This is a genomic window from Priestia sp. TSO9, assembly GCF_021029645.1.
Lineage (GTDB): Bacteria > Bacillota > Bacilli > Bacillales > Bacillaceae_H > Priestia > Priestia megaterium_E.
On record NZ_JAJEKD010000015.1, the window covers coordinates 51,826 to 64,040 of the forward strand.

The 12,215-nt window shown below is 38.5% G+C and carries 15 protein-coding genes and 1 pseudogene; 6 read left to right on the forward strand and 10 right to left on the reverse strand.

What is annotated here, in order from left to right; translation table 11 throughout:
- Nucleotides 1-34 precede the first annotated feature (34 nt).
- Nucleotides 35-1,207 (reverse strand): annotated as a pseudogene (locus LJC66_RS14985) (iron-containing alcohol dehydrogenase).
- Between the two features lie 84 nt (nt 1,208-1,291).
- Nucleotides 1,292-2,182 (reverse strand): LysR family transcriptional regulator, encoded by an 891-nt coding sequence (locus LJC66_RS14990; protein WP_230932917.1) that lies wholly within the window; start codon nt 2,180-2,182, stop codon nt 1,292-1,294.
- A gap of 220 nt (nt 2,183-2,402) precedes the next feature.
- On the opposite strand from LJC66_RS14990, the gene LJC66_RS14995 reads away from it, so the two are divergent.
- Both LJC66_RS14995 and LJC66_RS15000 read left to right on the forward strand, forming a co-directional pair.
- Complete coding sequence (locus LJC66_RS14995; protein ID WP_013057506.1) at nt 2,403-2,549, forward strand: hypothetical protein; 147 nt, start codon at nt 2,403-2,405, stop codon at nt 2,547-2,549.
- Between the two features lie 167 nt (nt 2,550-2,716).
- A complete protein-coding gene (locus LJC66_RS15000; RefSeq protein ID WP_195696719.1) occupies nt 2,717-3,628 on the forward strand; it encodes a DMT family transporter in 912 nt (303 codons plus the stop codon).
- 18 nt (nt 3,629-3,646) lie between these two features.
- Here the strand turns inward: LJC66_RS15000 and LJC66_RS15005 are convergent, their stop codons facing one another.
- Together LJC66_RS15005 and LJC66_RS15010 are read right to left on the reverse strand one after the other, a co-directional pair.
- Entirely contained in the window at nt 3,647-4,093 is a 447-nt protein-coding gene (locus tag LJC66_RS15005; RefSeq protein ID WP_230932918.1) for a GNAT family N-acetyltransferase, read from the reverse strand.
- Nucleotides 4,090-5,322, reverse strand: coding sequence for an MFS transporter (locus LJC66_RS15010; RefSeq protein WP_230932919.1), 1,233 nt, complete (start codon nt 5,320-5,322; stop codon nt 4,090-4,092). The genes LJC66_RS15005 and LJC66_RS15010 overlap by 4 nt, the downstream gene beginning before the upstream one ends.
- 130 nt (nt 5,323-5,452) lie before the next feature.
- On the opposite strand from LJC66_RS15010, the gene LJC66_RS15015 reads away from it, so the two are divergent.
- Together LJC66_RS15015 and LJC66_RS15020 are read left to right on the forward strand one after the other, a co-directional pair.
- Nucleotides 5,453-5,854, forward strand: coding sequence for a hypothetical protein (locus LJC66_RS15015; RefSeq protein WP_028408992.1), 402 nt, complete (start codon nt 5,453-5,455; stop codon nt 5,852-5,854).
- 39 nt (nt 5,855-5,893) lie between these two features.
- The gene (locus LJC66_RS15020) at nt 5,894-6,565 is read left to right on the forward strand and encodes a glyoxalase (RefSeq protein WP_230932920.1); all 672 of its coding nucleotides are present in this window, start codon (nt 5,894-5,896) and stop codon (nt 6,563-6,565) included.
- A gap of 78 nt (nt 6,566-6,643) precedes the next feature.
- Here the strand turns inward: LJC66_RS15020 and LJC66_RS15025 are convergent, their stop codons facing one another.
- Entirely contained in the window at nt 6,644-7,156 is a 513-nt protein-coding gene (locus LJC66_RS15025; RefSeq protein ID WP_230932921.1) for a P-loop NTPase family protein, read from the reverse strand.
- Between the two features lie 217 nt (nt 7,157-7,373).
- Between LJC66_RS15025 and LJC66_RS15030 the strand changes: the two genes are divergently transcribed.
- Nucleotides 7,374-7,604: a hypothetical protein gene (locus tag LJC66_RS15030; RefSeq protein ID WP_195696715.1), complete on the forward strand. Its 231-nt coding sequence runs from the start codon at nt 7,374-7,376 to the stop codon at nt 7,602-7,604.
- A 45-nt stretch (nt 7,605-7,649) separates the two neighbouring features.
- Here LJC66_RS15030 and LJC66_RS15035 read toward each other — a convergent pair whose 3' ends face one another.
- The 4 genes from LJC66_RS15035 to LJC66_RS15050 form a co-directional block, all read right to left on the reverse strand.
- The gene (locus LJC66_RS15035) at nt 7,650-8,009 is read right to left on the reverse strand and encodes a hypothetical protein (protein ID WP_195696714.1); all 360 of its coding nucleotides are present in this window, start codon (nt 8,007-8,009) and stop codon (nt 7,650-7,652) included.
- A 62-nt stretch (nt 8,010-8,071) separates the two neighbouring features.
- Entirely contained in the window at nt 8,072-8,833 is a 762-nt protein-coding gene (locus LJC66_RS15040) for an SDR family oxidoreductase (RefSeq protein WP_195696713.1), read from the reverse strand.
- A complete protein-coding gene (locus tag LJC66_RS15045) occupies nt 8,830-9,861 on the reverse strand; it encodes a zinc-dependent alcohol dehydrogenase (RefSeq protein WP_195696712.1) in 1,032 nt (343 codons plus the stop codon). Before LJC66_RS15045 ends, LJC66_RS15040 begins: the two co-directional genes overlap by 4 nt.
- Before the next feature lie 78 nt (nt 9,862-9,939).
- Entirely contained in the window at nt 9,940-10,584 is a 645-nt protein-coding gene (locus LJC66_RS15050; RefSeq protein WP_269067690.1) for a GntR family transcriptional regulator, read from the reverse strand.
- A gap of 199 nt (nt 10,585-10,783) precedes the next feature.
- Here LJC66_RS15050 and LJC66_RS15055 point away from each other — a divergent pair, with 199 nt between their 5' ends.
- On the forward strand, nt 10,784-11,242 hold the full coding sequence (locus tag LJC66_RS15055; protein ID WP_195696711.1) for a hypothetical protein: 459 nt from the start codon (nt 10,784-10,786) through the stop codon (nt 11,240-11,242).
- Nucleotides 11,243-11,272: 30 nt separating this feature from the next.
- On the opposite strand, the gene LJC66_RS15060 is transcribed toward LJC66_RS15055, so the two are convergent.
- Nucleotides 11,273-12,154, reverse strand: coding sequence for a M23 family metallopeptidase (locus tag LJC66_RS15060; RefSeq protein WP_195696710.1), 882 nt, complete (start codon nt 12,152-12,154; stop codon nt 11,273-11,275).
- Nucleotides 12,155-12,215: the final 61 nt, after the last annotated feature.

Sequence of the window (12,215 nt, forward strand, 5' to 3'; positions counted from 1 at the left end):
CATATAAAAAAGACGAGCAGGCAGCTCGTCTTTTTTATTTGGATCTTTCTAGAATATCTCTAACGCTTGCATGATCAAGCTCTTTATAAGTTCCAACACCTGGTTTTACAAAGGTCTTTTCAACAATCGCATCAAATTCAGAATCATCAATATCATAATCACGCAAGCTGTTCGGAGCTCCTAATTCATTCCAGAAAGTGCGAAGCGCTTTTGCTCCTTCCATTGCTGTTTCTTCATCGCTTTTTCCTGCTGGATCAATGCCAAATACATTTACAGCCAATTGTTTTACACGAGAAGGATCTTCTTTTAAGACGTGCTCCAGCCAGTTAGGAAACAAGATAGCAAGACCGCCTCCGTGGGGAATATCATATACGGCCGACAGAGCATGTTCAATACGATGAGTAGCCCAGTCTCCCCCGTCCGTTCCGTTTGCTAAGCTTCCGTTAAATGCCGTCGTGCTGATATACATCATTGTTTCACGATACTTATAAGAAGTCAGGTCTTTAAGAAGCTTAGGACCTTCTTTTACAGCCGTTCTTAGTAAAGATTCAATAAAGCCGTCGATCATCGGCGTATTTTCCGTGCGATGAAAATAGTGTTCAAGCGCATGCGACATACTGTCAACAATTCCATAGACGGTTTGATCGCGCGGCACTGAAAATGTGTACGACGGATCTAAGATAGAAAAGACGGGAAATACGTGAGAAGACGTCCAACCTAGCTTTTCTTTTGTTTCTCAATTTGTAATAACAGAAGTTGAATTCATTTCAGATCCTGTTGCTGCAAGTGTTAAGACCGTTCCAAAAGGAAGAGCACCTGTAATCTCTTCTTTACGTGTAATTAAGTCCCATGTATTCCCTTCATACACGGCTCCAGCTGCGATAGCTTTTGTACAATCGATCACACTTCCTCCCCCAACGGCTAAGAGAAAATCAATGTTTTCTTTTTTACATATGTCCACGCCTTTAGCAACCGTAGTCAAACGAGGGTTCGGTTCTACACCAGACAGCTCGTGAACAACTGTGTCAATAGACTGAAGTTCAGCTTTCACTTCGTCGTATACGCCATTTCGTTTGATGCTTCCTCCTCCGTATACTAACAGAACCTTTACTTGTTTATGATAAGAAGCAAGCTCTTGCGATAGCTTCGTAATTTGATTTTTCCCAAAGTATAATTTTGTAGGATTGTGCTGCAAAAATATATTCATGTTCTACACCTCTAGTTTCATGTCTTATAAAAAGTGTAGCACGAAAACAACTTCATCATTATTGAAGATTCTCTATATCTATTATCAATATTTTTGATAACCTTCTTGAACAAGTGAAATAAATTGTTGAATAGGTGCCGTCAGCCATTTTTTCTTTTTGAATATGAGCTGTGAATAAAGATAAAACTCTTCGTGGTCAAACGGGACTTTAATTAGTTTTCCACTTTCCATCTCTTGTTTTACCGCTATTTCCGGTACAAGAGCAATACCTAAATTATCCACTACGCACTGTTTAATCGCTTCAAGACTGCTAAATGATATGACCGATTGCATATGAATACCGCTGCTGCGCATCATCTCTTCTAAAAGCGTGCGATAAGGGCAGCCGCTCTCAGTTAAAATGATGGTCTCTCCCTCAAATTCTTCCATTAGAACGCTGTTTCTTTTACTAAAAGAATGGGAAGGCGAAGCAATCATAACCATCTTTTCTTTTCGAATAGGAATTACTTCTAAGCTTGAAGATGCTTGAAGGCGATCAAGCAAAACGGCTACATCATACTTTCCGTCAATAATCCCTTGTGTTAAATTTGGACATAACCCCGCTTCTAGCATAATCTTTAGAGAAGGGTGCTGCTTTTTTAATTCACGAATATACGGTGTAATAAAATAAGCGGCCAGCGACTCCACGGTTCCTATTGAAACGGTTCCTCTAGCATCTTCGTTCGTAGCAAGGCGCTCTTTTGCTTCATTTAATAACTCGGTTACTTGATTCACATAATAAAGCAATTCTTCACCAGGCTGAGTCAGCTTCATTTTTTGTCCTGTTCGTTCAAATAGTTTTTGACCGTAATGATCCTCTAATTTTTTTATATGAGTGGTAACGCTTGACTGAGCATACCCTAACTCCTCGCCCGTTCGTGTATAGCTCCCCCACTTCGCTACTTCTTTAAATGTATATAAATAATTAATATCCATATGCTGCTCCTTATGTACTGCTGTTTGGTTTCGTTGTCCATATGCTAAAGCTGTTCTAGTAATTAGAACTTATACGTAAATAGAATCACAGTACAGTATAAGCGAACTCGTTTTGCCAAGCAATTTTATCAACCTTAAAAATTCTTTTTATATTAGGCAATTACGCCGTTTTTTGTTCATAGAATGAAAAACAAACCTATGAAAAGAAAGGGTGTATCTCGTGACAGCCTACAAAGAAGTATTATATAAAGGAAAACGCTTTGTACTAATTCACGTATATGATTCAGGATACTGTGAAATTCGACCGATTGATCATGCTTTTAAAGTCGAACTTGTGCGATTAGATGAGATAGAACAATGTGGATAACAGTCATGAACGCAGCTAATGTAGCTGCTTTTTTGTTTGTATTAAAAACAAGTGGATGAGATAAAAATAGCTGAATTGGCTGGCCTTTTACATAATTTCTTCCTGTATACTTTGTAACTAAGGATATTCGCACTTATTTAGTTTCTATACTTACTCGAGGTGATTACATGAAAAAAGGCTGGCTGGAATGGATATTATTATCCGTGGCGTTAATTTGGGGAGCCAATTATACAATCGGAAAATTTGGAGTTGCTCATATGTCTTCCATTCAATTTAGCGCACTGCGTTTTATAATGGTTGCTCCTATTCTTTTACTTATTACAGGAATAGTAGAGCGAGGCATTCGGATCGAAAAAAAAGACTGGGGACGTTTAATAGCGGTCAGCATAGTAGGCGTTACGCTCTATCAAACGCTGTTTATGGTATCTGTTAAGTATACGACAGCTACAAATGCTTCTTTACTTATTTCCATGTCTCCTATTTTCACAGGAATCCTAGCTATATTATATAAGCATGAAGCTTTTTCGTTAAAAACACAGCTAGGCTCTGTGCTTGCTTTTTTCGGGGCTGCGTTTGTACTACTGTTTGGTCACTCTAGTCATGCGCTGTCGCAGCTTGCATGGTTCGGAAACATCATGGGGATTGTGGCAGCCATTGCTTGGGGCTGGTACCCGATTTTAGCAAAACCTTTAGTCGTAAAATATTCTGCCTTGCGCGTGACTGCGTGGTCTGCTTTAATCGGCGCTATTCCGCTTACTGTCTACTGTCTTTTCACCTATCAAACACTTGTATGGCCCACAGATATAGTCAGCTGGAGCTCTCTGGCATACTCTGTTCTATTTGTGACGGTGTACGGACTCGTGATGTGGTATGTAGGAATTGGAAAAATTGGCTCTACAAAAGTAATGGTTTATATGTATGTTATTCCTTTGTTTGCCGTTGTTTTTGCTGCTGTAGCCATTGGAGAGACCATCAATGCTATGCAGCTACTTGGAGGACTTATTATTTTTAGCGGTTTATATATTGTCAAAAAAAGCCCTGCTCCTAAAACAGCTCTTAAACTAAAAAAAGCAAACTAAAAAGAGTAACAGGTTTGGTCAATACGGAAAAAATGCTAAAATCCATGTAAATAGAAACCTAATTGGCAATATGAATGGTAATGAATAACGCTCAGATTTTTTCTGAGCGTTATTTGTATAGAGAACGAGACTGTCATAATAATTCTCGGCATAGTGAATAACCTCTTTTAAAAGTCGCTTGCCCATACCCTTTCTCCGAAACTGAGCTGAAACATAAAACCTTCTTACTCTTCCAACGTTAGCACACTTACTGTAAGGATCTTGATTAAGGCCCGCTACGGCTATTAATTGGTTTTGTTCACCGTAAACTCCCCACAACCTTTCTCTTGTTTTGTTAAATACGTTTTGACCATTTTTATATTCTGCTATTAGCTTTGTAAGAAAGGCAAAACCTTCTTGCTGACTTTCCATTAGCAGTTCTTTTATATCATGCTCCATAAGATACGTTAGCCTGATGATTTTCATATATTCTCTCTCCGTTCAGCAGGTGATTTTATTTCAATAGAATGCTTGTTATACACTAACGCTGCCATGCCTATCAGAGCCGTTAACAGCAGCATGAAGCTTGAAAATAGATATACAAACCTTACCCCAAACAGATCGGCTACTGTCCCTACAAATGCTATGGAAAGTATAAACACAGCCTGTACAAGAGTTGATTTTGCCGCTATTACTTTAGGAAGCATCCCGTTGCTGCAGGTATTTTGATAAATGGTTTCCTGAGCTACATCTCGAAGCTGATAGGCAGGACCCATCATTATCAAAAGTACTAAAGCTAGATACGGGTTCGTTACTAGACCGTAAAAACCGGTTAAAACAGCATAACCAATTGAGCCTAAGAACATAAAAAGCAAAAGCCTTCCTCTTACCATAGAAGACATTCGGTACACAATAATTCCTCCAACTATGCTTCCAAAATAATACGCACCGTTTATATATCCCCACCACGCTTCTCCTTTTTCAAGCACTTCTTTCACAAAAGAAAGAGTAATAGCTCCAATCCAAATGGTTCCAAAAAGCGACTCGATGATGTCCATTATAACGAGGGCTCTGATGCGTTTATCTATCCATAAAATGCGCCATCCTTCCATTAGTTTTGCCACTCTTCGATTTTGTGTTTGTTTGTATGTATGGACTTCTTTTATAAACAGTAAGCAAACAAATGAAATCGATAGAAGACCTGCCGTTATAAATAGAGACTGAGTGGATCCCGTTAAGGACAAAACGAAACCACCAAGCGACCACCCTGCAAACAGAAAAGTTTGATCAATTGTTGAAAGCAAGCTATTCGCCTGCATTCTTTGACTGTCATTTACTAAGCTGTGTACAACTGACGTTTTAAAAATGGAAAAAAAGCCGTTCAAAAAAGAAATGATTCCAACAATGATAAAACCCATCGTTAGTACTGTGACTGTAAATTCTTGTGTAAGCAGCACATACAATCCAACAAGCATACCTATCTGCATCATTTGAACAGACCGCATAATGTGAAGGGATTTATACGTATCGGCTAGTAAAGGTACGCTAAGGCCGCTAAGGAGCCGTGCAAGTAAGCTCGTCATCGTAATCATCGACGCAAGAGCTGTTGAACCGGTGTTTTCCTTTATATAAGAAGTGACGGCCATTGTATAAAGAACAAAACCTACATTTGCGGTTACTTGACTTGCTGCTAAAAGATAAAAACGCTGTGTCAATTCTTTCCTCCTTTCTGTTAGACATAACATGTAAAAAGATAATTCACTTTTTGTTAATTTTTACCTTTTATACTATAACACTATTTGACGAAATCCAAAACTATCTATAATTTAGTAGATGGAGGTTTTTATGTTTAAATATAGTTTTCTTATTGTTCTTATCGCTTTTTTACTTATTAACTTTAACGGTCAGGAAAATCAAATTGTAGGAGGCAAAATAAAAAAGGAACGAAGTGAGGTTTTCTTTGGCGAATACGACAGCTTTACGGGCCGCTACTCCCGGAGCATTAAACTCAAAAAAGGTGTAACCTACGCTTTTACGCTATCTAAAAATACCAAAAGCGGAGACCTGTCCCTGTACGTAGAAGATCCAAAACAGACACGATTTTTTGAAATGACTAATAACTCTCTTTATTTAACACCTGAAAAAACGAGGAGATATCGTATTAATTTTGTAGGCTCTGAGCATAAAGGCTCTTTTCAGCTTCATTGGAAAAGCAGTAATCAAAAAGAGAGCGAAAAATTCGTGTAATACCATTTTAGACAACGCTTAAACGAGGAGGAATGGTTTATGATCATTAATCAAGCTGTCCTGTACACCCACTTATTGGACACAATGAAGGATTTTTATGTAAATTCTCTCGATTTTCCATTAACCGCCGCTTCACCGCGTTCTTTTTCCATCAAGGTTGGTGAAAGTGAGCTAACCTTTAAAGAAAGTTCTCTACATACAAAGCCCTTTTACCATTTTGCTTTTAATGTTCCAGCAAACCGGTTTATGGAAGCAAAGCAATGGGCTACTCAGAGAGTCATACTCAATACGGAAGAGAAGAAAGATGAGATTTATTTTGAAGCGTTTGATGCTCATTCGTTTTATTTTGAAGACCCTGCTCATAATATTGTTGAATACATTTCAAGACATTCGGACTGCCCGTCATCCAAGGACCCCTTTTCTTCTAAGTCGCTTTTAAGCATAGGAGAAATCAACTTGACAACTCCTCATGTCCACTCTGTAGGGACACAGCTTATTAACTCCGGTATCACCGTGCGCAATACCAGGCTATTAAACGAGACCTTTAACTTTTTAGGAAGCGGCAGTGCGTTTTTTCTTGTAGGGACGCCTAAAAGACGGTGGTTTTTTTCGAACCGAGACTCTGAAGTTCATCCATTAATGGTAAAGGTTAATCATTCTCTAACAGTTGCGCTCGACGAAGAAGGAATGTTGAAGATTACGCAAAAATGATTGTTTTTTTAATAAAGCCACGTAACAAGCGAACTTGTTACGTGGCTATTTTTGTTCAAAATTCAGCACATACTCCCCTTATAGGTTGTATATATAGTTCTCGATGTCCTTTCTGTTCATCAGCATAAAAATCTTGCAATCCTCATCATTTTTAAGCTTTTTAAACCGGTTTCTCATCTTTTTTTGCCGTTCTCGATACGTAGTAAGAATAAACGTAAAAAATGACCAATCTACTTTTTCAGGGCATCCTTTTGCCATATCTTCACGCGTTTTTCTTGCATATACGATTCTTCGCTTTATTACTCGGTACACACAAACGATTAGCGGCAGCTCTAAATAAATAATGGTATCTGCACGCTTCACTCGCACGTCATACGAATTGCTATAGTTCCCGTCGATAATCCAGCTGTCTTTTTTTATAATGTGCTCCTGCAATTCTCTAAAGCTATCATTGTCTCTTTCCATCCAGCCAGGCTGCCAATACAAGCTGTCTAAATGATATACTTCTAGATCAAGCTTTTCCCCTAATTTCTTGGCAAATGTAGACTTTCCTACTCCTGGAGAAACGCCCATTACCAGTACTCTTTTCATCTCATCACCTTACCTTTTTAAGAAATAAAGCTGATTGAAGAGAAGGCAGCTTTATAAAACGGCTTCATGTTAGGATTTTTATCCCCATAATTTTCAGGCAACCTATAAATATTCATCATAAATTCCTATATTCCTTCTTTCTTTGTAGTAAATAGGTTGCTTTTATGAATCGTTTCCTTTACCTTAAATGTGAGTATATAAAAGTAAGGTGAAAAAAATGAATGCATCTATGCTAAAGAGATTTTTACGAAACCTCGGTATTTTTATTTATATTGTCATTGCAGCTATTAATATTTACTTAACGAGAAATGATCTGGGCGATATGCTTACCCGCCTTGTGCTGCTAACTATTTTACTTCCTTTGTTTTTTAGTTTTGTGTATGCGTTAGGAAAATCACATTTTAAGAGACAAGAAGGGCTCGCTGAACAAGAGAAGAAAAAAGAGTAAAAAAAGCCTTTTATCGAGGGGTGATTCCCCTTTCTAAAAGGCTTTTTACTTTTTTTCATATAGCTGAACATTAACTACATCAGGATGAACGTAATACTGTTTGGCAACTTGATTTACCATTTGCTGAATTTCCCTTTTCTTATGGGAAGAAAGGTGTTCGCGGGGTAGAAGAATCAGAATTTGAGCTTCCGCATAGTTATTCAGCACCCTAACTTCTTGAAAGCCATGCTGCGTCAAAAAAGCTTTTAACACTTTTTCAAAGTCTGTGCTTTCTTTTTGAACAACTATAGAAGGCTGATCGTAAGAAAATAGCGAAACCTCTTTCTCTTCAGGCTTTGTATACACCGCCCAAGCAGTTATGAGCACTGTGACAGAAATACCCACATTTAACATCCACCTTTTCATACCACGAACGCTCCTTTTAATTAAGTTTGTTCATGATATGAAAAAATTCGTTCATTCATGCGTTATCTTCCTAGCCATCCTCCGTCTACAGCAAGTAAGTGCCCATGAATATAAGCAGATGCATCAGATGCTAAAAAGACAACCGCTCCTTTAAAATCATCTGCTTGCCCCCATCTGCCTGCGGGAATACGTTCAATGATTTGTCTGCTGCGCGTTTCATCGTTAATAAGTGCTTCATTCATATCAGTAGCAATATACCCTGGTACAATTCCATTAACATTTACGCCTTTTGCTGCCCATTCATTAGATAAAGCCTTTGTAAGCTGAGCAACTCCGCCTTTTGCTGCAGCATAGGCCGGAACGGTAATACCTCCTTGGTAAGAAAGCAAAGATGCCATATTAATGATTTTTCCGCTTCCTTGTTTAAGCATTTGGCGGCCTGCCTGCTGACATAACAGCCATACGGTTTTTAAATTAACATTGATAACAGCTTCCCAATCTTCTTCTGCAAAGTCTACAGCGGGTGAACGTCTTTGAATGCCCGCATTGTTCACTAAAATATCGAGCTTGCCAAAATAAGCAACAACCGATGAGATCGCTTCGCTTACTTCAGAAGCATTTTCTAGATCGCAATTAACAATAAAACATTTTCTTCCGAGACGTTCAATTTCTTCTTTTACTCCAAGAAATTCCTTTGATCGCTGCAAAAGAGCTATATCCGAACCTGCTTCTGCCAAAGCAATCGCCATTGACCTTCCAATTCCTCTTGTTGCCCCCGTAATCGCTGCTACTTTACCATCTAAAGAAAACAAATCTACTGTCATTGTTCATTCCCCTCTCCGTTTGGTGCAAATAAAACCTTAAGTGATTCATCAGGCCGCTGCATAAACTCAAACCCTGCTTGAATATCTTCAAGCGGCAGCTTATGAGAAATTAAAGAATCTGCTGCTATTTCACCGCTTGCCAGTAAATCAATAGCCGTCTGAAAATCTTCCCTTGTATAACATCTCGTTGTAGTTAATGAAATTTCTTTAAAGTGCATCGCTGCTAAATCTACTTCTGGAGCTTTTTTGTATACGCTCACCACCACAATCTCTCCTTGAATACGGCTTGTTTCAACCATTTGTTTTGCTGTCATTTGATTTCCGGCTACTTCAAACACAACGTCTGCACCAACGTTGCTCGTAAGCAACTGTACTTCTTTTACAACGTCTTTTTTTGCTGCATCAATAGGTATAAAGCCAAGTTCTTTCGCTTTAGCTAAGCGATAAGAACTAATATCTGAGATCATTACTTTTTTTGCTCCTGCTCGTTTCGCAATCATCCCGATCAGCAGTCCAATAGGTCCTGCTCCTAAAATGACAGCTTGGTCTCCTACTTTCAACCGCGAGCGTCGTACTGTATGTACGGCAACTGCTACAGGTTCTGCAAGAGCGGCATGCTCGCTAGACAGTTTCTCTGGCAAGAGGTGAAGGCGGTTCACTGGAACAGCCACGTACTGCGCGAAGCCTCCATCTTGATCAATGCCAATTAATTTTAACTTTTTACAGACGTGAAACTGTCCTTTTACACATGCTTCGCATATTCCACAGCTAAGCGTAGGTTCAACTGCTACGCGGTCACCTAAAGAAAATGTTGTTTCCCCTCGGATCTCTTCTATAACTCCGCTGAATTCATGTCCCATAATAAGCGGCGCTTGTGCTCTAGGATGTTTTCCAAAATAAATCATCATATCCGTTCCGCAAATTCCAGCATGAGATACTTTTACAAGCGCTTCTCCTTCTTTTATAACCGGTTTCGCTTTTTGCTGCATAACGGTTTTTGTTTCTGAAACGTAGACACCTGCTTTCATTTCTCCATCCCCTTTGTATACTTGTCGACAACTTGAAGATAAAAAGGTCCAAAACATTTTGAATTTTTTATCCCTTTTTTATGCTTCATTCAAAAGTGAAGCTGTTATCGTATTTCGCGTGTCTTCAAAGTGACGCTTCACTTCATCTTGAATGCGTTCTGTATTTTGAGACTTTAATGCTTTAATCATTTCATGATGCTGCTTTATCAGTGGGAGCACAGCTGCTTTATCATCTCGAAACCTTTTTTCAGTGGTAATTAAAAGAGCAGCTAAAATAATTTCACGGATGCTTTCCCACAATTTTAATATCCGCTTGTGGTCTGCTTCGATAATCACGAGCTCATGAAACCGCAAATCTTGATAAGCAAACTCTACATAGTCATCGTATTTAGCTGCCATGTTCATTTGATCAATGCTTTGCTCAAGCTTTTTAATAAGCGAATCATGGTTGACTTCAGATAAACGTTCTAAGACAAAATGTTCTAAAAGCAGACGAACATCGTACAGCTCGTTTAAATCCCTAGTTGTTAAACCAATAACAACTGCTCCCATTCGCTGCAATTCAATAAGCCCTTCGTTTGAAAGGACCCGCAGTGCTTCTCTTATAGGAGATCGACTCATTCCAAACTCTGCCGAGAGCTGATTTTCCGATAGAATGGTTCCTTTCTTTAGCTCGCCGCTCATAATTTGAATTCTTAATTTGCTAACAACTTGTTCTCCCAGCGAGGCTCCGCGAAGCCATCTTTCCGGGTAGGTTACCTTTTTAATGTGTCATCACTTCCTTAGCCAACTTGTATACAAGTATTCAAGATTTAGTATATAGATAAGAAACCCAATTGTAAACGCTTTCTTTATAGAATGTATATTTTTACAATTCTTTCTTACACTAAGAACTACTGATAAATAAAAGGTGGGAAGATGAATGAATCAAATGATATTATGGGGGATTCTTGTTATTCCATGGTTTTTACTGCTGCTGCTTGATAAACAGCGTGTTAAACGATTTTTTACTGTAGGGCTATTTGCTGCATTAATGATGACAATCGCCTATCAAGTAGCGGAAAAAATGCACTGGTGGACGGTTCAAGAAAACGTATTTTTTCTTACTAGCATGGGAGCAACGATTTATTGCCTTCATATTGTGATTACGATCTTTGTCTTTTACCTTACGTATCCCGGGTTTATCTTGTACATAATTGTTAACATTATTTTGGATTTGATTCATGGTTATGTTATTGTTCCTTTTCTCGCTAAAATTGGGCTTTATAATCTGTATGATATCAGTCATTTTGGGCTTTTCCTTGTCATGACTACCGTAGCCATTATCCTTTACTTGTTTCAACGGATGCTTGACTTTATATTTGAGGAAAGCCCTGCATAAAAAGCCACAGCAAACGCTATGGCTTTTTAATCAATAAAAAAATGGAATAACCGTATCTCCGCGAATCGGTTCAACGGCCGCATGAAACTGAATTTGCAAACTTTTTGACGTTTCGATGTCAGAGGCATCCATGACGTGAAAATGAATGTGAGGTTCGGATGAATTCCCGGAATTTCCACATCTTCCAAGCAGCGTTCCTTTACGAACCACGTCTCCTTTTTTCACAGAAACCGTTCCTTTCTTCAAATGTGCAAGCACGCTGTATTCTTTTCCTTCATGCTCAATGATAACGTGATTTCCTAAAGGATTTTTTTTATTCGTGTGTCCAATTTCATTATCTTCTTGACCATCAGCTGCTGTGATAACGACTCCTTCAAGCGGCGCTACAACTTTTTTTCCATAAGCATAGTAATCTTCGTTTTTCGTTCCATCATTTTTATAGCTTTGCTTTCCTTTTCGCACGACTAAATCATACGCATACCTTTGGTTTTCGACTGGATGGTGATAGTTCAACACCTCATGCTTTCCTCCCCAATAGACAAACCATTCACTTTGAATCGGCATCGTATATTTGTTTGTACTCCATCGATCTCTCTCTGAAAATGATTCTATAGGAGCAATCACAAGTGCTTGTATAATGTTATGTTCATCAAACATGACGCTGATGAATTTTGTCTGCCTAGAATTTAACCAAATAAACTGCTCAATTTGAGGAGTTAAATAGAGATTTGTTTCTAGTCTGTAGAACTGTTCTCCTTGATTAAACAATTTGCTCTGCTCTAAAAATTGCTGAAGCGAAACTTGACGTTTAAATTCTTCGCTTACACAATCATAAAGCTTCTTAAAATCCCCTTGTGCAAATAATGTTCCAAACTCTTCTCTGATGTTCACTTTTCTCTCTGTATCCATCATTATAATCCACCCTTTTATATGTATTTCAATTTGTTTGAATTATCTATAAGTAATACGTTTT